At 62.0% G+C, this 22,744-nt stretch carries 20 protein-coding genes; 5 read left to right on the top strand and 15 right to left on the bottom strand.

Annotation, left to right across the window (positions count from 1 at the left end):
• Window positions 1–15: 15 nt before the first annotated feature.
• From VLU25_03285 to VLU25_03345, 13 genes are all read right to left on the bottom strand, one after another.
• On the bottom strand, window positions 16–438 hold the full coding sequence (locus VLU25_03285) for a VOC family protein (GenBank protein HSR66942.1): 423 nt from the start codon (window positions 436–438) through the stop codon (window positions 16–18).
• Between the two features lie 14 nt (window positions 439–452).
• Entirely contained in the window at window positions 453–1,439 is a 987-nt protein-coding gene (locus VLU25_03290) for a DUF72 domain-containing protein (protein ID HSR66943.1), read from the bottom strand.
• Window positions 1,440–1,494: 55 nt separating this feature from the next.
• Complete coding sequence (locus tag VLU25_03295; protein HSR66944.1) at window positions 1,495–2,514, bottom strand: TIGR00341 family protein; 1,020 nt, start codon at window positions 2,512–2,514, stop codon at window positions 1,495–1,497.
• Between the two features lie 91 nt (window positions 2,515–2,605).
• Window positions 2,606–3,190: an RNA polymerase sigma factor SigZ gene (sigZ, locus tag VLU25_03300; GenBank protein HSR66945.1), complete on the bottom strand. Its 585-nt coding sequence runs from the start codon at window positions 3,188–3,190 to the stop codon at window positions 2,606–2,608.
• Window positions 3,187–3,729 (bottom strand): ArsI/CadI family heavy metal resistance metalloenzyme, encoded by a 543-nt coding sequence (locus VLU25_03305; GenBank protein ID HSR66946.1) that lies wholly within the window; start codon window positions 3,727–3,729, stop codon window positions 3,187–3,189. Before VLU25_03305 ends, sigZ begins: the two co-directional genes overlap by 4 nt.
• Window positions 3,730–3,922: 193 nt before the next feature.
• Window positions 3,923–4,333, bottom strand: coding sequence for a PIN domain-containing protein (locus VLU25_03310; GenBank protein ID HSR66947.1), 411 nt, complete (start codon window positions 4,331–4,333; stop codon window positions 3,923–3,925).
• Window positions 4,330–4,557, bottom strand: a complete 228-nt coding sequence (locus tag VLU25_03315) for a ribbon-helix-helix domain-containing protein (protein HSR66948.1) — start codon at window positions 4,555–4,557, stop codon at window positions 4,330–4,332. The genes VLU25_03310 and VLU25_03315 overlap by 4 nt, the downstream gene beginning before the upstream one ends.
• 45 nt (window positions 4,558–4,602) lie before the next feature.
• On the bottom strand, window positions 4,603–5,184 hold the full coding sequence (locus tag VLU25_03320; protein HSR66949.1) for a DUF2585 family protein: 582 nt from the start codon (window positions 5,182–5,184) through the stop codon (window positions 4,603–4,605).
• Window positions 5,185–5,314: 130 nt separating this feature from the next.
• Entirely contained in the window at window positions 5,315–5,536 is a 222-nt protein-coding gene (locus VLU25_03325; GenBank protein HSR66950.1) for a hypothetical protein, read from the bottom strand.
• A gap of 106 nt (window positions 5,537–5,642) precedes the next feature.
• The gene (locus VLU25_03330; GenBank protein ID HSR66951.1) at window positions 5,643–6,638 is read right to left on the bottom strand and encodes a serine protease; all 996 of its coding nucleotides are present in this window, start codon (window positions 6,636–6,638) and stop codon (window positions 5,643–5,645) included.
• A 172-nt stretch (window positions 6,639–6,810) separates the two neighbouring features.
• Window positions 6,811–9,330 carry a CHAT domain-containing protein gene (locus VLU25_03335; protein HSR66952.1) on the bottom strand — a complete coding sequence of 840 codons (2,520 nt, stop codon included), beginning with the start codon at window positions 9,328–9,330 and terminating at the stop codon, window positions 6,811–6,813.
• A 26-nt stretch (window positions 9,331–9,356) separates the two neighbouring features.
• Window positions 9,357–10,097 carry a zf-HC2 domain-containing protein gene (locus VLU25_03340; GenBank protein ID HSR66953.1) on the bottom strand — a complete coding sequence of 247 codons (741 nt, stop codon included), beginning with the start codon at window positions 10,095–10,097 and terminating at the stop codon, window positions 9,357–9,359.
• 22 nt (window positions 10,098–10,119) lie between these two features.
• Window positions 10,120–10,662, bottom strand: coding sequence for an RNA polymerase sigma factor (locus VLU25_03345; GenBank protein HSR66954.1), 543 nt, complete (start codon window positions 10,660–10,662; stop codon window positions 10,120–10,122).
• Between the two features lie 847 nt (window positions 10,663–11,509).
• Here VLU25_03345 and VLU25_03350 point away from each other — a divergent pair.
• Window positions 11,510–12,133: a hypothetical protein gene (locus VLU25_03350; GenBank protein ID HSR66955.1), complete on the top strand. Its 624-nt coding sequence runs from the start codon at window positions 11,510–11,512 to the stop codon at window positions 12,131–12,133.
• Window positions 12,134–12,305: 172 nt separating this feature from the next.
• Window positions 12,306–13,976: a hypothetical protein gene (locus VLU25_03355; protein HSR66956.1), complete on the top strand. Its 1,671-nt coding sequence runs from the start codon at window positions 12,306–12,308 to the stop codon at window positions 13,974–13,976.
• Between the two features lie 360 nt (window positions 13,977–14,336).
• Here the strand turns inward: VLU25_03355 and VLU25_03360 are convergent, their stop codons facing one another.
• Window positions 14,337–14,819 (bottom strand): HXXEE domain-containing protein, encoded by a 483-nt coding sequence (locus tag VLU25_03360; GenBank protein ID HSR66957.1) that lies wholly within the window; start codon window positions 14,817–14,819, stop codon window positions 14,337–14,339.
• Between the two features lie 149 nt (window positions 14,820–14,968).
• On the opposite strand from VLU25_03360, the gene VLU25_03365 reads away from it, so the two are divergent.
• Complete coding sequence (locus tag VLU25_03365; protein HSR66958.1) at window positions 14,969–18,343, top strand: glycosyl hydrolase; 3,375 nt, start codon at window positions 14,969–14,971, stop codon at window positions 18,341–18,343.
• A 348-nt stretch (window positions 18,344–18,691) separates the two neighbouring features.
• Complete coding sequence (locus VLU25_03370) at window positions 18,692–19,051, top strand: hypothetical protein (GenBank protein ID HSR66959.1); 360 nt, start codon at window positions 18,692–18,694, stop codon at window positions 19,049–19,051.
• Between the two features lie 401 nt (window positions 19,052–19,452).
• Here the strand turns inward: VLU25_03370 and VLU25_03375 are convergent, their stop codons facing one another.
• A complete protein-coding gene (locus VLU25_03375; protein ID HSR66960.1) occupies window positions 19,453–20,157 on the bottom strand; it encodes a hypothetical protein in 705 nt (234 codons plus the stop codon).
• A 192-nt stretch (window positions 20,158–20,349) separates the two neighbouring features.
• Here VLU25_03375 and VLU25_03380 point away from each other — a divergent pair, with 192 nt between their 5' ends.
• Window positions 20,350–22,650, top strand: a complete 2,301-nt coding sequence (locus VLU25_03380) for an amino acid permease (protein ID HSR66961.1) — start codon at window positions 20,350–20,352, stop codon at window positions 22,648–22,650.
• The last annotated feature ends 94 nt before the right edge of the window (window positions 22,651–22,744 follow it).

A 22,744-nucleotide genomic window follows, 5' to 3' on the forward strand; every position in this document is an offset into this window, starting at 1 on the left:
CTCTCAAGTTGTCCGTCATCGCATCACCTCTCCGAAGGTCATGTGATGTCCCCAGGGATCGACGACGGAGAAGTCCCGCAGTCCATAGTCGGTATCGCCCGGCTCCGCGGGCGGGTGCAGGGCCTGCTTGGGCGGGCAATCTTCGCGATTGGCGAGGGCGGCCGCCTCAGAGACCATTTCCCAGCACCTTCCCTTCATGACCTGGGCATGGCAGGCAGATACGTCGTCGACAATGAAGTACACGTCAGCCCGTTCGCAGGGTTCGGATTTGCAGAGCATGATGGAACACTCGCCCCGATAGAGGCCCGCATGGGTGGGATTGTCGTCGGGCCAGCTCCAGTCGGTCTCAAATCCCAGGCGGGTGTAGAAGTCGATGCCGGCTTGCAGCTCGGGAACCGCGAAGGTGGGGATGGTGGTTGTGATTTTCCAGTCTTTCATAGGGCTTCTGGTCCTCAGTCCTCATGGGACGCGACGATAGCTTCGGCCAGGCTGAACAGGGTGAGCGGTGCGCAGCCTTCGGCCTTGTTGTTGGCGATGACGTAGACGTCCCGTCCCGAAGCGGCGGCGGAACGGCAGATGGTGGCCGCCGCCTGACGGGTGGGGCGGTCGGGATCGACCTGGCGATCATAGGGATGATAGCGCTGGCCGGCCGACTCGTAGGTGAGTCCTGTATGCAGCATCCAGCGGATGACGGTGGGGCCGGGGAGATGGCGGATCCTCTCGGCCTGGCGGTTGATGGGCGGCATGGTGGGATGGATGTTGAGGCAATGCACGACGCCGCTTTCTTCAAGCACCTTCAGGTAGTCGTCCTGAAAGAGTTCGCTGTTGCGCAGTTCCACGGCGTAGTGGAGGCCCGGAGGAAGCGAGGTCAAAAAGCGCAGCAGCCGCCGGCAGAAGACGCGGCGTCCCCCGAGCCGGCCCACGTCCATGGGACTGAACTGAAAGAGAAGCACGCCCGCCTTGTCGCCCAAGCCTTCCCGATAGGGGCGCACGACGAATTCCTCGGCGTAGTCTGAATCCAGAAAGTAAGCGTTGTCTTGCCCCGCCTTCTCGCCGTAGCGGTTGTGGAGGGGAAAATGGGCGACCGTGCAGTATTCGTGGGCCTTGACCAGGAAGCGGAAGCCTTCAGGGACGTCCTGGGCGTAAGCCGCGAAGTCCTCGGCGGTGATGGGAGCGTAGAAGGTGCGGTCGACTCCAGCGGCTCGCAGCAAAGGATGGCGGGCATAAGCCCACAGCCCATGCCGTGCCAGCAGTTGCGAGGTTGCGCCCCGGTCGTAGAGGATGCCCTTCCAGCCCGGAAAAGACCAGGTTGAGGTTCCCAGGCGGATGCCCGCCGGCAACTTCTCGGCCGTGTGGCGCAAAGACTCGTCGACCGGCGCGGGAAGGACTTTGCGTCCCGTAGGCATCTGCTCTTCAAACAACGATAGCTGCCCGTCCATGGGCCCGATGATACGGCAATCTCTCTTTTTCGTGTTTCCGGGAGGGCGTTTTTTTTCAGACGCCCTTCACGTACCCCGCCAGCATCAAACCCAGCAGCACAGCCAGCATGGTGATCCAGGTGGCGGCGGCGATACGGGTGGCCTTCCTGGCCCGCTTGGTCTCCCACCAGGTGCGCGGACGCACTTTCTGGATCAGGAAGGTGGCCACGGCGGCCAGATTGACGCAGGTCACGTTGGTCAAGGTGAGCATCAGAGCTCCCAAAGCCTGCGAAGGATATCCGGCGCCCACCAGCAATCCCGCCGTCACCAGCGGAGGCAGCAGGGCCACCGCCACCATCACGCCCACCACCACGGCGGGAACGCCGCTGGTAAAGGCCAGCGAACCGGCGCCGCCGGCCGCCAGCGCCAGGATGATGTCGCCCACGTCGGCCCCTGTCCGCAAAGCCAGTTGGGGCTCCCGCGGATCGGCGTTAAGCAGGGCTCCGGCCAGCAGCGACAAGGCGACCGCAGTGACCAATCCGGCGGCGATGGCCTTCATGGAACGCTTGGCCAGCTTGGGGTCGCCCAGCGTGCAGGCCAGCGACAAGGCCACGTTGGGTCCCAGCAGCGGCGCGATCACCATGGCTCCGATGATGATGGCCACCTCGCCCCGAATCAGGCCTACCGCCGCCACCACCGTCGAAAGGCCCACCATGGCCAGGTAGACGGGCGTCAGGCGGCTGGCCTGAGAGAGGTCCTGGTAAAGCTCCTCGCGGCTGATTCTCTTGGGTCCGGAGTCTTTCGATTCTTGCTTATCCCCCTCAGAGTCCTTTTCCTCCTCGTCCTGCTCGGCCGCGGGAATAGTGGCCTCCACGGGAAGGGAAGTGAGGCGAAAGCCGGAGTCGGAGCCGAAATGCGAGAGCAACTTGTCGGAAACGGATTCCACCTGCTGGGCGTCGAGCAGAATGCGGACCTGACGGGTGGCGTTCTCGGGAGCCGACGTCCACAGATGGACGAGCGGGATCTCCTCCAGCAGATCGGGGACGCCCTCGATCTCTTCCTTAGGTCCCGTGATTTCCAGCAGGCGTAAGGACATGCTTCGTTCGCTCAAGGACTACGTGCGGTTTTGGAATCAGAAACGACGTGATTCTAGCATCTTGCTCCCTGCCGGGAAAGACGATACGAAATCAGGAGCCGCAGTCCTCGCAGGAGCAGTTTCGCGGATGGTAGGAGAGGACGTTGCCGCGGCGGTCGAATTGAAAGCGGCAGCAGTCCTCGAGCAGCCCTTTGAGCTTGCGGCGTCCCCGCTGGATGCGCGACTTGGCGCCCGAAAGGCTGAGTCCCAGGCGCTCAGCGATCTCCTGCTGGGAGAGCCCTTCTACTTCGTAGAGGCGTACCGCACGGGAATATTCGGGGGGCAGGGAATCCAAGGCGGCCGGAAGCCAGGAGGCGACTTCCCGATTCAAGTTCGGCGTCGAGGAGGATGGGCCGGGCACAGCGTCCGCCGGGGATTCGCCAAGGTCGCCGGCAACGGTGCGCCCGCGGGCGCGGTAGTGATCGATGACCAGGTTGCGGGCGATCTGAAAGACCCAGCTATTGAGCCGCTGCTCGTCCCGCACCGAGTCCAGCTTGCGGTGGACGCGCAGAAAAGTCTCCTGCAAGAGGTCGTCGGCGACCTGGCGGTCGTGGGTGCGGGAGAGGAGAAAGCTCCTGAGCTTGGAACTCAGGAGCCCGTAAACCTCCTCGGTCGTTACTGGCCGGGAACTCGTCATCGGCTGCAACACTCCGTCCGGGCCTGGCCCGCTCCCGCGGCGGCGATCCTCTGCCGGTCCTCTTCGCTGCAGCACTCGGTCTCGGCTTCGCTGCAGCAGTCGCTGTCGGCCTGCCGCCGCTCAGGCGCGTCAGCCTGAGTGACCACGAAGACCTCCCACTCGTTGCCGTCGGGGTCGTTGGCCCAGACCTTGTCCTGTACAGCGTAGCAGCAGGCGGTCTGCTCCTCCACCTTGACCTCGATTCCCGCCTGGCGCAGTCGCTGCGAGGCCTCCTCCACGGCCTGGGTCGACTTGACCTGAATGCCGTAGTGGGTGGGCAGGTTGCTCGTGGCCTTTGAGCCGTTGCTCTGGTTGAGGGTCAGATTGACCGAAGGATCTGCGGGTTCGAACTTGACGTAGCCCGGCCTCTCCTTGGAGGGTTCGACGCCCAACAGGGTGCGGTAGAAGGCGCGCGAGCGATCGAGATCGCCTGCTGCCAGTCCGATATGTATGCGGGTCTGCCCCGGAAACTCAACCGCTGAAACGTGGTTTTCCTTCATTCTCAAAACTCCTTTCACCCCCGTAGACGGAGGTCTCCCCAAAAAGACGCAGCAGCCGCCCGCTCCTCAATTCCAGCACTCTCTCCCCCCAGACCCGCCTGGTCATCTACCCATTCGCCTCGCGCGAACTCTCCTTCGGCGACTGGAGCACGTTCCCCCCCTGAAACCGGGAAATCCGGGGGTGGAAAACGGCTCAGATGCGCGGGAGGATTTGGATTCCCGTCAGTCCGAGATGGCGGTCCGTGGCCCAGGCCTGCCCGATGCCGTGCCTGGCCATAAGAGCGAGGCTGGATGCGTCGACATAGGTCAGCTTGGAGCCGCGTAGCGAGTCGAGCGTCCTGCCGACTTCCGCATGGTGTTCAGGATCAGTGTCGAAGACGACCAAACCGTCGAGGTTGTCGATGAAAAGCCGGAACTGGCGAGCCGTCTCCTCCCCGTACTTGTGGAGAAACCATGAGTAGGCTTCGGACCGCACCAATGAGGACGTATGCCAGCGGACCTGAGGACCGTCAAACAGAGCGAGCGCCCGGGCGTGGTGCTTATCGCGGGCGTTGAGGAAAGCAATGAAGATGCCGCTGTCGAGGAAAACCTTGGCTAGACTCATGGGGTGTCGCGCCCGTACACGACATCATCGATAGTCTCGCTATCGTCTGGCTCACCTTCTACCATCCCGGCATACGCCATCCAAGGCTTGTCTGCGGGCACTCGGGAAACCATTTCCTCGATGCCGCGGCGAACAAGCTCCGCAAGTGAGATGCCCTGCCTCCTGGCAACATCCTTGGCCCGCTCGTAGAGTGCCTCGTCGACGGAGATCTGGGTCCTAATCATGTTATCACTATAACATAGTCTGATAACAACTATCGCTTGTCGGCATCATGGGCCCCCCGTTTGCCAGGACTTGATGGCTTCCAGCGGCCATAACAGCATGATGATGTTCAAGAGGAGGTTGTCCCGGATAAAGAACAGCAGCAGCGCTTCGATGGCGATGAACAGGCTGATCGAGGCCCACACGGGAAGTCTTGCGGCCAGGGCGAAGCCGGCGATGCAGGCCAGGATATCGCCCAGCGAGTTAGCCACGCTGTCTCCATAGTATCCCAGCGCCATGGTCTCCTCGCGATAGCGCTCGATCACCCAGCTCGTGTTTTCAACGATCTCCCACAGCGACTCCATGACAAGAGCCGCCAGCAGCCGGTCGAGCACCGTCCAGCGCCGGCGCGTCAGCAGCCAGAGCAGTGCGTAGAAGCCGATTCCGTGGAGAACGTGGGTGAAGGAGTAGGGATCGAAGAGGTGCTGGGAGTTATGGAAGCTGTTGATGGCCCCCGACCACAGATCCGCCTCCCCTCCCTTGCACCACCAGGGCCTGCCCATCAGGGCCAGTACGATCAGCGTCAAGCCCAGGCAAACCACGCTGCCCAGCAGGTGCCGTCGGCCGAGCGTTGAGGAAGAGGCGGGCATAGCCGAAGTATACCGTGCCCGGCGTCTCGGTCACTCCGAGCGGACTTCGTCGAGGGCCAGACGGCTTGCTCGCGGACTGCCCCGTCAATGACTGTGGCGGTGAGACTGGAGGCCGGTGGTGGATCTGGCGCTAGGAAAGGGCCTGAAAATGGCCGCCGGCGCTGACCACGACCTTGAATCCGTCGAGTTCCTTGGGGAGCTTCTCCGCCACCGCCTCGTGGGAGACGAAGACAGTGATGCAGTCTTCCTGGCCCGACTTGCCCTGACCCACGCCTTCCACGCCGTCGATTTCGTCCAGCCAGGACTCGGCCTTGCGCAGGGCTGAGGCGATGGTTTTCTTTTGTTGACTCATGGCCGGTTTTCTCCTCAAGGGATGGAGGCTTCGGGAAGCCTCCATCCCTTTATAAGAGTCATCGTAGCATGCCTTTCGGGTCCACGATGCGCCATCGCGGTGGACGCTACTTCTCGGTGATGCGCACGCGCAGAAGGAGCTGGACGAAGGCGATGTTGTTGATGATCGTGGCCACCGACGAGCCGGCGAAGAGCAGGCCCACCGCCCCCTCGTCCAGATTGGTGACAAGGCTTCCCGAGTCGCCCGGGGCGCTCATGTCGGAAGTGACGATCTGTCGGCAGAAGCGGGCCACGCGTCCGCCTCCGTAGTTGACGTTGACGGTGGCGTTGATGGCCGTTACGCGGCCGGTGGTGAAGCCGGTGGTGCGTCCCGCCTTCTGCACGATGTCGCCCACCTTGGGCGCGGTGTAGAGGGTCTTGACCGGTCCGCCCCAGAAGGGATCGCGGTCGAGGTCCTGCAGGTTGCATTCGGCGATGGCGGCGTCCACGTAGTTGCAGGGCGCGTTGCCTCCGCTGATGAAGCGGATAGGGATAAAGCGCCTCAGCTTGCCGATGAAGTCGCGGGGAAAGACGCCTCCGTCGACACGTCCGGGCTGGATGACGGCGGAGCCGATGGGCGCCGCATTGGAGTTGGCCAGCACGTGGTTGTTGCTGAGGATGTAGTAGGCCGAGGGCTTGCTGGGGAAAGGGGTCAAGTCATAGCAGCCCGTGGCGATCGTTCCCGTGCCTCCCTGATGGGCCAGGCTGACGCTGAAGCCGCCCCGTGCGGGGCGCAGGCGCCGCCGAAGCCCTGGAGAGAAGGGCGCGGCCTGGATTCCGGCATCCGCCTCAGTTTCTTCCGAGGCATTGCCGGGAGACTGGTCGCCCGCGAAGATCTCCCCCACTTCGACCACGTCGGTCTTGACGTTCTTGATCGACTTGGGGACCCTGTTTTCGGACGACAGCAGGGCGGGGTCGACCTTGTGAGAGACCAGCACCGAGATGGCGGGCTCCTTGGTCTCCTGGCCGTCCTTGACCTTGTGTCCCAAGGCCACTCCTTGCACGTTGGCCATGCCCAGCAGGTCCTCCTCGGCTCCCGCTTGTACCGACGCCAAGTCAAGCATTTCTTCTGGTACCGTTTGTTCTAGCATCTCTGCTCCTTTTCAAGGGCAGATCTTCAGCCTCCATCAGACCTGGCCAGGCACAACTCGACCCGGCTGAAGATCAAAGAGTGATTGATTAATCTGTGCCTCTTTTAAGTAAGTCCTCCAGAGGAGGCTCACTGTTCGGATTTCTTCAGCGCGGCTGGGAACCGTTGAGAGACTCGGGGTGCTGGACGAAGAGTTGGAAGGCTCCCCAGTAAAAGGGCTGGCGGAAGTTCTCGTTCTGGGAATCAAGCATCCTGAGTTTGGCGCTGCGCAGAGCTTGAGGGGGGGCGACCTCGCGAGACATCTGACGGTAGAAGTGCTGCATAAGATGAAAGGTGGCGTCTCCGTCCACCTCCCACAGACCTGCCGCAACCCGTCGTGCACCAGACTGCAGAAAAGCCCATGCAAAGCCGACCAGACCTTCGCCAGAATAGGCCTTAGCCCCCGCGCTGTGGCAGGCGGAGAGCGTTACCAGGTCAGCTCCTACGCCCTGGTTCAGTATGTCGCGGGCATAGAGCTTAAAAGCTTTCAGAGGGGAGGAGCGGGACAGGATGATCGCCGATTCCAGCGGCTTCTCCTGATTTGCTTCGGCGTGAGCTGCGAAATGGATGAAGCTGAAGCCCTGGTTCATTGTTTCTTCCAGATACCTCTCTGGCGTGGCCTCGGCGCGGCGCAATACGAGATGGGTCCGCTCTTGCAGACTTTCGATGATTACCAGGATTTCCTCGGCGGCTCGGGGAGGCCGGCCCCATGGGGGCATTTCTTCCGGATCCCCGATGAGCAGCACCCGGTCCGCTCGACCCTCGGCCTCGCTTGGCGCGGCGATCAGATCCAGCGTGGGCACCAAAATCAGGGTGACGTCCCGAATCCAGTAATGAGGCTGGTGCCCGTCCACGACTAGAGTTTCGAAATTCAGTCCATGCAGAGGTCCGTCGGCGACCAGGTAAACCGTGCTGCCCGGGGCGATGTCGGCGGGTGACACCAATCGTTCGTAGAGTATTTGTCCCAGCTTGGACGCCGTTGAGTAATTGCGCTCTCGGATCACCGAGTCTTGATAACGTTCCACCCAATCGGCGATTCTGGCCCGGTTGGGAATCTCATGTACGTCAATGCCCTGTGCCGTAACTTCCCACAGCCAGGAACGCTCGGGTCCCAGCCAGTAGGAGAGGAAGACGCTGTCTGAGCGCCGGGCCGCTCCCTGATAATCGGGCGCTTGGTATCCGTTACGCAGCATAGCGGCGTTTTCGGATCGTTCCGCCAGTACTCTGGCCCGGCTGGATTCCACCACCTGCAGGGCCTCGGCCACTTTACCCCGCTGGAGCAGCATCTCCACATAGTCGTGGTAGAAGCGGGCTAGGACGGCGAAGAACTCGATGCGGTGAATCTGCTCCTGCAGAAGGTCGGTGGAGCGCTCGATGACGGCAAGCGCCTGTCGGTAGTAGCGGTCGGCCTCGTCCCAATCGCGCCGCGCCGCGGAGATCTTGGCTAGTCCCGCCATGGCGTCCCAGCGGAGTTGAGCATGCAGATCCGGGTCCTGCAGGATCGTCTTCAGGATGACTTCGGCACGGTCGAACTCCCCGCGGCCCAGGTGGATGCGGGCCAGGGTCAGCCGCTGATAGATCAAACTCCTGACGTCGCCCTGTGAGCGTTTCCAGTCCATCGCCCTGGCATTGAAGTCCTCGGCCTCCTCCCACCGTTCTTGCAGCAGCAGAGCAACGGCGAAGTTGCCGGCGAGGCGCCCGGCCTGATGGAGCTCCTCAAGCTCCAAGGCCTTGGCTATGCCCGAACGGAAATGCTCCTCGGACTCTGCATAGCGTCCTTCCCTCACGTAACTGTTGGCGATCTCTCCAAGACATTCAGCGACGTCGAAGGCAGGCGCCTCCTCCCAGTTCAGCATCTCGCGACACCGTTGACGGCACTCCTCGAAATGTCCCAGCCTGCGATGACTGATTGCCAGATCCAAGAGGGCGACTTGCTGGACGATGCGCGAACCCGCCTTTCGGCCCGCCTCAAGGGCCTGCTCCTGCCAATTGAGGGCTTTGTCCCAATGGTGGCGGGCCAGATTCAGATAGCCAAGATTCAAAGTGGCCAGGGATTCAAGGTAGACGTCTTCTTCCTCGCGGGCCGAGTCCAGCGCCTCCAGCAGGGCCGTTTCAGCCGTGGCAAACTCGCCCATCCGGATCAAGAGCTGGCCTTGGCGGTTCTGGATTTCGGCTCTCAGGAGGCTGTCGCCGAGTTCTTCAGCTTCCGCTAAGGCCTTGTCGTAGAGATCGATGGCTGAACGGCGCAACTCGAGTCCCAGTTCTTCGTCTGGCTCGGCCCGGCTGCGGTAGCGCGGGATGTCTGCCCTCAACATCTGCTGTCTCACGCGCAGGCGGGCGAATTCCTCGCTTTCCGGGATTTCGGCCTGAAGAAGAACCGCCGCCTGAGCCAGCTCGCGGGCCCCCAGATGGGCTTCGGCTCTCAGCAGCCGAAACTTGAGTTGCTGCACCTCGGGAAGATTGGGCCAGGTTTCGAGGGTCCTCTTGGCGGCATTGGACGCTTCTGTCCAGTCGCCGCTCCGGATTGCCGAGATGATACGCTCCTCGGCCTCGCCAGGCTCTTCCGGTGCTGTTCCCTGGCTGCAAGCGGTCAGGAGCATTGTGAGAATCGCTACCCATTCTCTCATCGATGGTTCTCCTGGAGGTTTTGCACCTATTCACGAGGGAGTGGCCGCGTGGTGACAAAGGAAACGCTTCTGATGGGCACAAGCCTGTTATCGTAATCCCTGCGGCCCTCAATGGTCAGGGTCCAGATCTTGCCAATCCCCAGCGGTTGGGCCGGCAACAGCAGATTGAGTTGACTCCGGCCGGTCGCCTGCCAAGTTCCGAAAGGCTCCTCTCCGGATTCGCCGCGAAGGCTGCACTGGAATTCGCTGAACTCGATGAACTGCTGCAAAGCGTCATCGAAGGTGTTGATGTCGATCTGCAAGGCGACAAAGCGCTGTTCTTCTGCCACCGGGACGTTGAGGGTGTCGGAGTTTTGGCCTTGGGAACCCGGCCCTCGGACGTTAGTTAGGTTGACCAGCTCGAAATCACGGGGAGACTTGAGATCGGCAAGTTGAAAACCGAGCGTCAGGTTCAGGCCGGCCAGCAGGCCGGCCGCCGTGAGCGGGACGGTCTTCCAGATCCAGACGGGCAGGGTGCGGGCCGAATCGTCTGGGGCCGGTTCGGTCTCGGCGATGAAACTCATGAACCGGTCGTAGTTCTCCGGCGAAGGTTGGGGGATGTCGTCGGACCACTTGCGCACTGACGCTCTGATTTGCCGGTAATCCTCCACCGCTTGCCGACAAGAGGAGCAGCCTCTTAGGTGACGGCTCACTCTCCAGCGCTGAAGCCGGGGAAGTTGCCCTGCCGCGTAATCAGGCAACAGCATTTCAAGGTCTTCGTGACTCATTCAACCACTTTCCTTAGGTTCTTTATTTTCCCAGCCTGGAGCTTCGCAGCCTCTCAAGGATCTCACGTCGACGTCGTCTGACTGTTCCGTCAGGACGGTTGAGGATCTTCCCAATCTCAATAGAAGAGAGTTCATGGACTTCGGAGAGGATCAGAAGCTCCCGGTCTGGTTGGGGCAGCCCTCTCAGCATTCGCATTGTCAGATCGTGCTTGATCAGGAGTTCGTCGATCAGGGGGTTGTGGTCTTCGCATTCGAATAGTCGCCCGGGATCGACCGAGGGAGTCCTTCTCGAGATCCTTGCGAGAGCTTGTTTGTGGGCGATGCCGAACAAGTAGCTGGTCGGATTGCCGCCCCGGTATCTTTTTGCCGCTCCCGTCCAGACTGCGATCATCACGTCGTGAAACACTCCTTCGGCATCTTCGTAAATGCCCAGCATGCCGTATAGGAACTTTATGATCGGATGTGAAAAGGTCTTGTAGAGCATGCCGCCAGCCTCGTGATCTCCTTCCTGGGCAATCTTTCTCAGCCACTGCTTAGCTTTGAGATCACGTTCTGAGCGTGACATGGCCAACCTCGAATTCGAGGAATCCGAGCAGGGCTCAACTCCGGCTGAAAACCGGTTCTCTTTCCGGTCGCGGGGCGTCGAGAACCTCAAAAGGTTGCTGCGAGAAGTCCTTGCCACAAAGGTTCTCCAATCGAACTTAACTACATCGGCCCGCCGCCGCTTAACGGCAGTCTTGACAAGTAAGTAATGGGAACTCTCGCAACTGTTCGCAAAAATCAGTCTGCCGGAGGTGCAGTCCTGCCAGGTATTGCGTCTTGCGGCTGATTTAAGCAGCCTGGCAGCCGGTCGTCAAGGGCCGAAAAGTCCTTTTCAGGCCGTCTAACGTTTCGACTTTGATTTTTTCCGAACAGTTGGCGCCCCCGGCCCTACTTACTCCTGAACGAACAAGAGAGGCACGAGGACGGGGAGAGCGCGGTTTTGGCGTCTCTCACAACCTCAAAAGGGAAAGCGAGTCTAAACGATGAATGACACACCTGCTCAAACGACGCGGCTTGCCAACCAGGGTGGCGGGGGCGCTTTTGGAGACGATGATCGGTTCATGTTTCGCGGCGGCGCGGTTGGCGTTGCGGCCACTTTCGGCACCGGCGGCGCCCAGAACGAAGCCCCCGATAATCGGGGTGACGCTCCGACTGTGTGGGCCTCGGGGTGTCTTCCCAGTATCGGAGGCCGAGCCAAAGAAGAGAGCAAAGGGCCGCAGGGAAATGCAGTTCTTTCCTTCCAGGCGGCATCCACGTCGGTGGAAGGACTCATACGGGGTCAAAGCTCGGCCAAGACGAGTGTTGAGGCCGAGGTCCGGGGCCTTGAGATTCGGCTTCCGGAATACGGCTTCGTATTCAGGGCTCCCGTGTTGAGGGCTAGCCTGAGTTCCGACTACAACTTAGAGAAGAATAGGGGCCATCCGGACAGGGAGTTCGATATCTTTCTTGAGGAGCCCTTCGATCCCGAGGGCATGACCATCAAGATCGGCGATGCTGAAGAGAGAAATCTGAACATCACCTGGAACCATGAGTTGCTCAGGATCTCCAAGCACAAAGACCTGAAGCGTCTCTACTGGAGGCTCAAGCTGCACCGCTCACCGAGCGTGCGCAAGTGGTTGGAGCATTTCTCCCCTGCCGGCTTGATCAAGGGCCTGTTCCGCTTCAAGTTCCGCCGCAAGGTCATCTATTCGATGGCCAGCGTGGAAGACAACCAATGTCCCGGCATCGAATTCAAGTGGCACCGTCTGGGCGTGCCCGACCTGACGAATCCCGAGCTGGAACTCCGCTTCGGGGAAGTCCTCAAAGAGTTCAACTCGACGCGGCTGACTGTCGTCAGGGCCATCCTCAACCGGCGGCCGGGACAAGGCGGGCAGGCTCGTGTTCGAGCCTCTGGCCCGAACCGGGCGTCGATGGCGGCCCTTCAGGAATTCGATCCCACTTCGGGCACGGTCACAGCCATTGAGCTGGAAAGCAACGGCCACGGACATCCCTGAGGAGGTTCGCTGCCTGCCCCGGCTTTTTCCTTCGATGGCGATTCTGACCAACTTGCCTCCATCGCGAATGTGTGAGATGAGGGCCATGATCCCTTTTCCGCAGATTCTTCGCATGCAGTTAAGAGCAGTCTATGCCTTATGCTGTAGACTGAACTGTGACGGAGGCAAAGCGATGAGTATTAAGAAGTCTTTGATGATCTGCGGTTTGGTGCTATTGGCCAGCGCCGCCCTCGCCGCTCAGAACGACGACGAACGCTGGAAGACCGACCCGCGGCTGGAGGAAGGGCAGATCGCCCCTTACCTGGAGGGGCTGGGCGACCACTCCTATTCCATTACCGCCGCCAACCAGGACGTGCAGAAGTTTTTCGACCAGGGACTGGCGCTGACCTATGGCTTCAATCACGCCGAAGCCATCCGCGCCTTCCGCGAGGGGGCCCGGCGCGATCCCGGCTGCGCCATGTGCTTTTGGGGACAGGCTCTGGCTTTGGGACCCAACATCAATTCGCGCATGGGTCCCGAGAACGCCAAGAAGGCCTATGCCGCCATCCAAAAGGCCATGGCCCTGCGCGGCTCGGTCAGCGACAAGGAAAAAGCCCTCATCGAAGCCCTGGCCCAGCGCTACGCTGAAGATCCCGAGGCCGAGCGGCTGCCCTTGGACGAGGCTTACCGCGACGCCATGCGCAAGGTGGCCAACGACTATCCCGACGATCCCGACATCCAGACCTTCTTCGCCGCCTCGGTGATGAACGTCAATCCCTGGCCCGGGCACGAATACTGGAACAAGGACGGCACGCCGCGTCCCGGCACGGTGGAGTTCACCCGGGTGCTGGAGGAGACGATCGAAAAGCATCCTGATCACGCCGGGGCTCATCACTACTACATTCACGCCGTGGAGGCCTCGCCCGAGCCTGATCTGGCCGTCCCCAGCGCCGACAAGCTGGGCGGACTCATGCCCGGCGCCGGACACATCGTACACATGCCTTCCCACGTCTACATCCGCGTGGGACGCTACGCCGACGCCACCAGGAGCAACGAAATGGCGGTGGAAGCCGACGAGGACTACATCACCCAGTGCGCCGCTCAAGGGCTTTATCCCGAGGGCTATTACCCCCACAACATCCACTTCATCTGGGCCGCCGCCTCGCGCGAAGGAGCCGGCGAGAAAGCCATCGCCGCCGCCCGCAAGACAGCCAGCAAGGTGCCCGACGAGATGGCTCATCACGTTTCCAACTTCCGCATCGCGCCCTTTTTCGCATTAGTCCGCTTCGGCAAGTGGGACGAGATCCTGGCCGAGCCTCAGCCTCCCCAAGAGGCGCTACTGGTGCGCGGTGTCTGGCATTACGCCCGCGGAATGGCCTTCAGGGGCCAGGGACACCTCTATCAGGCCGCTGCCGAACTCGACCGCCTCAACGTCCTCCTCAACGATCCCGGCATGGATGACCAGCACGCCCAGTCCAATCCCGGCGAACTGGTTCTGCAGGTGGCCCGCCACGTGCTGGCCGGCGAGATCCTGGCCAGCAAGGGACGCTACGACGAGGCCGTGGCAGAGCTGTCGACGGCCGTCCGCTACGAGGACGGCATGACCTACACCGAACCTGCCGACTGGGACTTCCCGGCCCGCCTCAACCTGGGCGCCGTGCTGCTTGAAGCGGGACGCGACTTTGAAGCCGAAGTGGTCTACTGGGAGGACCTCAAGCGCAATCCCGAGAACGGCTGGGCCCTTTTCGGGCTCCACCAGGCCCTGATGCGCCAGGGCAAAGAAGATCAGGCCGCCCTGGTCAAAGAGCGGTTCGAGAAGGCCTGGGCCAACGCCGACATCGAACTGGCCGCCTCCCGCTTCTGAGTGGTGGCCTGCGCATCCTTGCGGCCATGGCCGGCTGATGCAGTGCGTCAGATGTTTCGAGTGACCCAGTTGCGTTATTCCACGCTTTCAGCGTTCGCACCTTTGCCGTCTGAAACCCAGGGTGGCGCCGCCGTCTCGCTTGCGCTCGCCGGGGCTGACCCTGGGCTAGCGAATCGCTTGCCTTCAGCGAGCCCGGACTTGACTTCCAACACAGTCGCTGGGCTGGCGAATCTGTTTCTTTCAGGGACAAAAACGGCGGCACTGGCTCAGAACTTATGACCGGCAGCGCTCGGATAGCGAGTCTGTCCCCGTCAGGAACAAGAAACGGAGCCTCTGGCTCAGAATTTATGACCGGCAGCACTAGCCCTGCCAAAGCAGCGGACGCCACAAGCTGAAGGTAAGGACTGCCTGGCCCCCCAGGGTCAGCGCCAGCAGCCTGCCCCAGGCCGGGATGCGTCCGTGCCGCTGCCGAGTCCTGGAGAGCGTAAAGAGAGCCAACGGCAGCCACAGCAATACCCCTGAGAATGAGCCAGGCGAAAAGGAGTGTGTCAACAGGCACTCGATAAGATGAGCCGCCGTATTGACCAGGTAGAAGAAGGCCAGGCCCATGACCAGCCACTGCAGCCAGTCCTCGCGCAGCAGTGCGAGCCCTGCCGACAGCGCCACCACGCCCGCGCCCGTCAAAGCCAAGAAAGAGACCGTGGACATGGCCGCTCCTCCATGACTGGCCAGCCAGGGATGGTAGCCGCCCGCGGCCCACAACTCCTCCAACAGGTGAAGTGTCAGCGTGATCGGATAGAGCCAAGTCCAGCGTCCAGTCAAACCGTATCCCTTCGCCTGCATTCTAAGGCTGCCTGCGCTTTCGGGAAAAGGAGCCCGATGCCGCCGATTTTCCTTATTTTGGTGCGCGTCCTCGACTCGCCGCTTCTCTCCCGCTAGGATTACGGGAAGAACGAATGTGAACACTCGACCACAAGAACGGGAAAAGAACCATGAAAACGAAGGTGAGAGCTATTGGGGGACATGTGACGCTTGTCCTGGTGTTGATTCTTGCGGCTGTTGCGGTGGCCCCGGTTACGGCCCACGGCCTTTCCGCACCCCTGTTCCAGGAGCAGCAACAAAGCGGGGAGGGCCAGGAGGCGCAAGCCGAGGGAGAGGAAGAAGAGAAAAAGGACGAGACGCCTCCTCTCTACAAAGTAAAAACGCCGGCGCTCAAGTTCCGGAGCATCGGCCCGGCTCTGACCGCAGGACGCATCGCCGACTTCGCCGTCAATCCCGACAACCCCGCCCAGTACTACGTGGCTGTGGCCTCGGGCGGCGTCTGGAAGACCGACAACAAGGGCATCACCTTCGATCCCATCTTCGACAGCCAGGGCTCCTATTCCATCGGCTGCGTCACTCTCGATCCCAACAATCTCCACGTGGTCTGGGTGGGGACGGGGGAGAACAACAACCAGCGCAGCGTGGCTTACGGCGACGGCGTCTACAAGTCGTTGGACGGCGGCAAGTCCTGGAAGCACATGGGACTCAAAGAGTCGGAGCACATCGGGATGATCGCCGTCGACCCCCGTGACTCCAACGTGGTCTACGTGGCGGCCTACGGTCCGCTGTGGTCGGCGGGAGGCGACCGCGGACTCTACAAGTCCACCGACGGCGGCAAGAATTGGGAGAAGGTGCTCGAGATCAGCGAGCACACCGGAGTCAGCGAGGTCCACCTCGACCCCCGCGATCCCGACCTCATTTACGCCGTGGCCCACCAGCGCCGCCGCCACGTCTTCACCCTCATCGACGGAGGACCCGAGTCGGCCGTCTACAAGTCTGAGGACGCCGGCGCCAACTGGCGCAAGATCATGAAGGGCCTTCCCGGCGGCCACGTGGGACGCATCGGCATGGACATCTCGCCCGCCGATCCCGACGTCCTCTACGCCATCGTGGAAGCCCAGGGGCGCCGGGGCGGATTCTTCCGCTCCACCAACCGCGGCGAAACCTGGAGCAGGCGCAGTTCCTACACCTCGCGCGGCAACTACTACCAGGAGATCTTCGCCGATCCCACCGACGTCGACCGCGTCTACTCGATGGACACCTTCGGGCAGGTCAGCCACGACGGCGGCGCCACCTGGGAACGCTACGGCGGACGCAACCGCCACGTCGACGACCACGCCCTGTGGATCGATCCCGACAATCCCGACTACCTGCTCAACGGCAACGACGGGGGCGTTTACGAGTCCTACGACCGGGGACGCAACTGGCGCTACATGACCACGCTGCCCATCACCCAGTTCTACAAGGTGGAGGTCGACAACGCCGAGCCCTTCTACAACGTCTACGGCGGCACCCAGGACAACTACAGCCTGGGAGGGCCGTCCCGCACCACCAGCCGCAACGGCATCGAGAACGCCGACTGGTTCGTCACCAAGGGCGGCGACGGCTTCGAGACCCAGGTCGATCCCGAAGACTCCAACATCATCTACGCCCAGTCTCAGTACGGGAACCTGGCCCGCTTTGACCGGCGCAGCGGGGAAAGCATCGCCATCCAGCCCCAGGAAGGAGCGGGCGAGAACGCTTACATCTGGAACTGGGACGCGCCTCTGCTCATCAGTCCCCACTCTCGAACGCGCCTCTATTTCGCCGCCGACAAGGTCTTCCGCAGCGACGACCGCGGCGAAAGCTGGACCGCCGTCAGCGATGACCTGACCCGCCAGATCGACCGCAACACCCTGGAGGTGATGGGTCAGACCTGGCCCATGGACGCCGTGGCCAAGCACGCTTCCACGTCCACCTACGGCAACATCGTGGCCCTCGAGGAGTCGTCCCGCGTGGAAGGACTGCTCTACGCCGGCACCGACGACGGGCTGGTCCACGTCAGCGGCGACGGCGGCGGCGCCTGGACCCGCTACGACACCTTCCCCGACGTTCCCGACATGACCTACGTCAACGAACTGCTGCCGTCGCGCCACGCCGACGACACCGTCTACGCCGCTTTCAACAACCACAAGCGGGGCGACTTCAAGCCCTACGTCCTCAAGAGCACCGACCGCGGGGCGTCCTGGACCTCCATCGCCGCCAACCTGCCCGAGCGCGGCTCGGTCTACGCCCTGGCCGAAGATCCCGTCAATCCCGACCTGCTTTTCGCGGGAACCGAATTCGGCGTCTTCTACACCCTCGACGGAGGCCAGTACTGGAAGCAGATCAAGGCGGGTCTGCCCACCATCGCGGTGCGCGACATCGCCATCCAGGAGCGTGAGAACGACCTGGTGTTGGGCACCTTCGGACGCAGCTTCTACGTCCTCGACAACTACAGCGCCCTGCGCGATTTGAGCCAGGAGTTGATCGACCAGGAAGGTCACATCTTCGAGGTTTCAGACGGCCTCATGTTCATCCCCTACAGCCGTGTCGGAGGCGGCGGCAAAGGCTTTCAGGGCGAGAACTTCTTCGTCACCCCCAACCCCGACGTGGGGGCCAAGATCACCTTTTACTTCAAGGAAACCATCAAGACCCTCGAAGACAAGCGCGAGGAAGAGGAGTCCAAGAAGTTCAAGGACAAGGAAGTCATCGCGTACCCCTCCTATGACGAGATGCGGGCCGAGGAAGAAGAGGAGGAGCCCTTCCTGCTCTTCATCATCACCGACGCTCAGGGCAACGAGGTGCGTCGTCTGCGCCATGCGGCCCGCGAGGGCGTACACCGCATCAACTGGGACCTTCGCTTCCCCAATATCACCCGCGCCGACGACGATGCAGCCGATCCCGACGAAGATGTCGATTCGGGAATCCTGGTGCTGCCGGGCACCTACAACGTGACCCTCTCCAAGAGCGTCAACGGCCAGGTGACCCAGGTGGCGGGTCCGCAGAGCTTCCAGGTCACGTTGCTGGGCGACCGTACCTTCCCGCCCAGCGATCCCGAGGCCATGCTGGCCTTCAACCGGCGTCTGATGGAATTGAGCCGGGCCATGAACGGCGCCCGCCAGGCAGTGGGCGATCTGGGCAACAAGCTGGAACTGATGCGCGGCGCCCTCAAGGCGGTCGAACCCTATCCGCAGGACGTCGAAGATCAGCTCGACAACCTGGAAGACCGGTTGGACAGCGTCCGCCGCACGCTTTTCGGCGACCCCACCCGGCGCCGCCTCGACCAGGACCAGCCCCCCTCGCTCTCATCGCGGGTCAACACCACCATCTTCACGGGTTTCCGCTCCATCGGCGATCCCACCGGAACCCAGCGGCAGGTCTACCAGATCATCGAGCAGGAGTTCGACCCTCTCATCGCTGAGATCAACGACATGCTCAGCAACGGCGTCCCGGCCCTGGAACAACGCCTCTCCGACCTGGGCGCCCCCTGGACCCCCGGCCGCACCATCGACTGGAGAAAGTAAGAAACCGCCAATAGAAGACCAACCGCCTGCCTCCTCCTGCCGGGGGAGGCGGCCCGCCCCCGGCCGCAGACTGCAAGGCAGAAAAACCAACCAGCCGTCTCCCCGCTCAGGCGAGGCGGCTCACCCCCGGCCGCAGAAAAAACCAGCCAGCCGCCTCCCCCGCTCAGGCGAGCATCCCGCTCCCGGCCACAGACTGGAGAAGGCAGAAAACCAGCCAGCCGTCTCCCCGCTCAGAAAGGCGGCTCGGCCCCCAGCCGGGTGGGAGGCGCATCCCTGCGGCGATCCCGTAAGTGCCGCGGGGTTACCTCAGCGCCCCTTCGCGAGTATCATGGAAGAAGGAGGTGTCTCATGGATGCCACTTCTCGCAATATCGCCCTCTGGACCGCCAGAGGCATCGGCTTAGCCTACTTGCTCCTGCTCACCATCCTCAGCCTGGACGCTTTTTCCCTGCCTGGCCAGTGGTGGGAGAAGCTCATCGGCTTCGCCATCCACCTCATCCCTGCGGCCATCTTCGGCTCCGCCCTCTGGCTGGCCTGGGAACACCCTCTGGCAGGAGCCTTGGCCCTCTTGGCACTGGCATTGGTTTTCACCCTCTTCTTCTCCACCTACCGCGCCTGGCCCCCCTTCCTCAGCGTCTCCCTGCCCCTCTTCCTAACCGCCGTCCTCTTCGCTCTCGCCGCCTTAAGAGCCAAAAGGCCAGCTCACTAAGTGCCGAGTCCCTGAAACACATCCGCCCCAGCAGCCATCGTTCATAGACTCCAGAGAAAGCGAAGGAACAAAAGGACGGCTCCCCTTTTGAGGAGAAATCAGAGATGGAACTGGGAATAGAAGGCAAAGTGGCATTGGTGACGGGATCGACCGAGGGCATCGGAGGCACCGACTGGGTTGAGAAGTCAGCACAAGCTCCCTGAAGGCCAAGGTGCGAACGCTGGAAAAGCGTGGAATAACGCGACGGGTGGCTCAGAACTTCTGACGCGCTGCAATGGCAATTCCGCACCTCGCAAAACTCACCGCCGCGGCCAGACGCCGCGCACGCCTGGCCGAGAGCCGGGCCGCTTGTCTCCAGGTGGGAAAGCGCATCCCTGCGGCGATCCCCTCAGTGCCGCGGGTTAGCTCAGCGACCACGGGCGATTATCATGGCCATCACCTGGATGAATCGATCCGGCCGGCTGGTATGGCCGAAAGAGACGCTCGGCCCCCGGCCAAGTGGGGAGGCGCATCCTTGCGGCGATCTTGTACACCGGCATCGGGTGGCACCTTCTAATGCGGCCTCCAGCGGCCCTCGGCTCGCGGCCGGGGGCTTGGATGAGGGGGCGGGGCGGGGAGGAGGCGTCCAGGGGGGTCATGTAGAGGTCGAGGTCGTCGAGGTTTTGGGGGTCGGGGGCGGTGGTGTAGAGGAGCCAGGCGCCGTCGGGAGACCATTGCGGATACCAGTGCTTGCCTCCCTTCACGACCGCGCGGCGGCCGCTTCCGTCGGGACGGATGACTTCGATGTTGGAGGTTTCGCCGTCATCGGAATAGAAGGCGATGAGCGAGCCGTCGGGTGAGAAGGCGGCCGAGGAGTTGGTGCGGTCATCGTCGCTGAGGCGCCGCGGATCGCTGCCGTCGGCATTGGCCACGAAGATGTCGCTGGGCTGTCCTTCGGCCTTGCGGGAAAAGACCATGCGGAGGCCGTCGGGCGAGAAGGTGGCGCCAGCCGAGGTGCCGAGCGACTCGGCCATCAGCCTGCGCTGGCCGCTGCCGTCGGCGTTCATGATGTAGAGGTGGGGGCTGCGTTCCTCCTCCTCCGATTCCGTGCGCCACCAAACCGCCATTCAACGGTAAACGCCTGATTTTTTGAACGACATCTCCGATCTCCCTTCCAGCCGCCATGTACGAGCATTTGACGGTTCTCAGTTTGCCAGAGGAGGATTCCTCGCGTATTGGAAAAGTTTGACCTGGCGGCAAGGCCCCCGGTCAGAAACCGATTGGACCTTTGAAGGCCAGCGCCGTACAATCAATGGCCCATGGGCGAGCCATCGCAATCGGCCGGCGGCAAGAACCACGAAGTTTCCTTCGCGCGCAGCCTGGGGCTCTTCGATGCCTCCATGATCGGCATCGGAGCCATGATCGGCGCCGGCATCTTCGTACTTACCGGCATCGCAGCCGGAGTGGCCGGGCCGGGGGCTCTGCTGGCCTTCATGCTCAACGGACTGGTCACGTTGCTGACGGCCCTGGCCTATGCCGAACTGGCATCCACCTATCCAAAGTCGGGAGGCGGATACGCCTTTATCAAAACGGCTTTTCCCGGACCTGTGGGATTCGCATCGGGGTGGATGCTCTGGTTCTGCTACATCATCGCCTGCGCCCTTTATGCACTGGGATTCGGCAGCTACTTCTGGGAAAGCCTGCACAGCGTAGTGCCGTTCTTCACGAAATGGGCCGCGGGCACTTTCGGCGAGCAAGTCTCGATCATCTTCTTCACCCTGCTCATCGTCCTGGCCTTCAGCCTTATCAACATTCACGGCACCGCCGTCAGCGGGTCGGTGGAAAATATCCTGACGGTGGCCAAGATCATCATCCTGGCCATCTTCATCTACTTCGGCATGCGCCAGATCGCCGCCGAGCCGGCCCAGGCGGCGGCCAGCTTCGATCCCTTTCTGCCTCTGGGATTCAACGGCGTGTTGTTGGCCATGGGGCTGACCTTCATCGCTTTCGAAGGCTATGACCTGATCGCCACCGTTTCAGAGGAGATCAAGCATCCCGAGCGCAATATCCCCAGGGCCACCATGATCTCCCTCGTCGTCACGGTGGTGATCTACCTGCTCATCGTCATCGTCTGTGTCGGAGCCATTCAGCCTCAGGAAGGCTCGTCCTGGGAGTTTTTGGGCGCCTATCAGGAGACGGCCATCGTGAGGGCGGCCGAGCAGTTCATGCCCTCTTTCGGGGTGGGATTGATTATTTTCGGAGGCCTGCTCTCGACTCTGTCGGCGCTCAACGCCTCGGTGCTGGCCTCTTCGCGGGTGGCCTTTTCCATGAGCCGCGACAAGATGTTGCTGCGCTCGCTGAGCCGCATCCATCCTCGCCGGCTCACGCCTCATCTGGCGGTGGCCGCCACCGGGGTGGTGACGGCCATTTTGGCGGCGGCCTTTCCCATCCAGGTGCTGGGATCGGCGGCCAGCCTCATGTTTCTGCTCACCTTCGCGCTGGTCAACTTCGCCCTGATCGCTTTGCGGCGCAAGTTCCCCGGAGAGCGGCAGGCCATGTTCCGGGTGCCCTTTTATCCGGTCACGCCGCTGCTGGCCATCGTGCTCAACCTGGGACTGGCCGTCTACCAGTTCAAGTTCGACCCCCGTTCCTGGTATATCGCCATCGCCTGGCTGCTGATGGGACTCTTCGTGTACTTCGCCTATTTCGAGAAGAAGGCGGCCACCGAGATCCCGCAGGTGCTGGAGGTGGGGCGTCCGGCGGCCCAGGCCATCAAGCACTACCGCATCCTCATCCCCATTCACAACCCCGATCACGTGGAGCCGCTGATGAAGCTGGCGGTTCCCATCGCCAAGGCCAAAGAAGGCGAGATCGTGGTTCTCTCGGTGGTGACCATACCTCAGAACCTTCCCATCCACGAGGGAATGCGCTTCATCAAGCAGAAGTCGCCCCTGCTGCGGGCGGCCAGGCGACAGGGACGCGAGGCCGGAGTCCACACCCGCACCGCGCTGCGCATAGCCCACCAGGCTCATGACGGCATTCTGCAGGCCGCCGAAAGCGAAGGCGCCTCGCTTATCGTCATGGGCTGGAAGGGATATACGACCACGCGCGACCGCATCTTCGGCGAAGTGGCTGACCGGGTTGTCCGTCACGCTCCCTGCGACCTGATGACCGTCAAGCTGGTCGAACCCTTCAAGTTCAAACGCATCCTGCTGCCCACCGCCGGTGGACCTCACGCTACGCTGGCAGCCGAATTCGTGGCTATACTGCGGTCGGAATATAAGAGCAAAGTGGCCTGTTGCTACGTGCTGGCCAAGGGCGCCACGGAGCGTGACCGTCAGATCGCCGACGAGTGGATTTCAAAGACCGTCCAGCGCACAGCCCTTGAGAAGGTGTCCGAGCACCTGCTGATCGAATCGGACCGCATCGCCACTTCGCTGGTCAAGGCGGCTTCCGAGTACGACATGCTGGTCATGGGCTCTTCGCGCGAAGGGGTCTTTTCCAGCGTCCTCTTCGGCGAGATCCCCGAGAAAGTGGCCCGCTTCTCCGAGTCCTCGGTGATGATCGTAAGGCGTTTCGAGGGCAAGACCAAGGGCTGGATCAAGAAAATCCTCGGTTGAGGGTCACGTCTTTTTCTCCCCCCTGCTCGCTATCGGCCCATCCACCTGTTAAGATGCACGCGAAATGGGTAAACAATCGCAAGACAAGGGGTTA

The organism is Acidobacteriota bacterium (assembly GCA_035471785.1).
Classification (GTDB): Bacteria; Acidobacteriota; UBA6911; order RPQK01; family DATIPO01; genus JANQFM01.

What these genes read in the sequence shown, in the direction of transcription:
- VLU25_03285 (HSR66942.1), bottom strand. Translation starts at nt 438, where the DNA reads ATGAAAGACTGGAAAATCACAACCACCATCCCCACCTTCGCGGTTCCC.
- VLU25_03290 (HSR66943.1), bottom strand. Translation starts at nt 1,439, where the DNA reads ATGGACGGGCAGCTATCGTTGTTTGAAGAGCAGATGCCTACGGGACGC.
- VLU25_03295 (HSR66944.1), bottom strand. Translation starts at nt 2,514, where the DNA reads ATGTCCTTACGCCTGCTGGAAATCACGGGACCTAAGGAAGAGATCGAG.
- sigZ (HSR66945.1), bottom strand. Translation starts at nt 3,190, where the DNA reads ATGACGAGTTCCCGGCCAGTAACGACCGAGGAGGTTTACGGGCTCCTG.
- VLU25_03305 (HSR66946.1), bottom strand. Translation starts at nt 3,729, where the DNA reads ATGAAGGAAAACCACGTTTCAGCGGTTGAGTTTCCGGGGCAGACCCGC.
- VLU25_03310 (HSR66947.1), bottom strand. Translation starts at nt 4,333, where the DNA reads ATGAGTCTAGCCAAGGTTTTCCTCGACAGCGGCATCTTCATTGCTTTC.
- VLU25_03315 (HSR66948.1), bottom strand. Translation starts at nt 4,557, where the DNA reads ATGATTAGGACCCAGATCTCCGTCGACGAGGCACTCTACGAGCGGGCC.
- VLU25_03320 (HSR66949.1), bottom strand. Translation starts at nt 5,184, where the DNA reads ATGCCCGCCTCTTCCTCAACGCTCGGCCGACGGCACCTGCTGGGCAGC.
- VLU25_03325 (HSR66950.1), bottom strand. Translation starts at nt 5,536, where the DNA reads ATGAGTCAACAAAAGAAAACCATCGCCTCAGCCCTGCGCAAGGCCGAG.
- VLU25_03330 (HSR66951.1), bottom strand. Translation starts at nt 6,638, where the DNA reads ATGCTTGACTTGGCGTCGGTACAAGCGGGAGCCGAGGAGGACCTGCTG.
- VLU25_03335 (HSR66952.1), bottom strand. Translation starts at nt 9,330, where the DNA reads ATGAGAGAATGGGTAGCGATTCTCACAATGCTCCTGACCGCTTGCAGC.
- VLU25_03340 (HSR66953.1), bottom strand. Translation starts at nt 10,097, where the DNA reads ATGAGTCACGAAGACCTTGAAATGCTGTTGCCTGATTACGCGGCAGGG.
- VLU25_03345 (HSR66954.1), bottom strand. Translation starts at nt 10,662, where the DNA reads ATGTCACGCTCAGAACGTGATCTCAAAGCTAAGCAGTGGCTGAGAAAG.
- VLU25_03355 (HSR66956.1), top strand. Translation starts at nt 12,306, where the DNA reads ATGAGTATTAAGAAGTCTTTGATGATCTGCGGTTTGGTGCTATTGGCC.
- VLU25_03360 (HSR66957.1), bottom strand. Translation starts at nt 14,819, where the DNA reads ATGCAGGCGAAGGGATACGGTTTGACTGGACGCTGGACTTGGCTCTAT.
- VLU25_03365 (HSR66958.1), top strand. Translation starts at nt 14,969, where the DNA reads ATGAAAACGAAGGTGAGAGCTATTGGGGGACATGTGACGCTTGTCCTG.
- VLU25_03370 (HSR66959.1), top strand. Translation starts at nt 18,692, where the DNA reads ATGGATGCCACTTCTCGCAATATCGCCCTCTGGACCGCCAGAGGCATC.
- VLU25_03375 (HSR66960.1), bottom strand. Translation starts at nt 20,157, where the DNA reads ATGGCGGTTTGGTGGCGCACGGAATCGGAGGAGGAGGAACGCAGCCCC.
- VLU25_03380 (HSR66961.1), top strand. Translation starts at nt 20,350, where the DNA reads ATGGGCGAGCCATCGCAATCGGCCGGCGGCAAGAACCACGAAGTTTCC.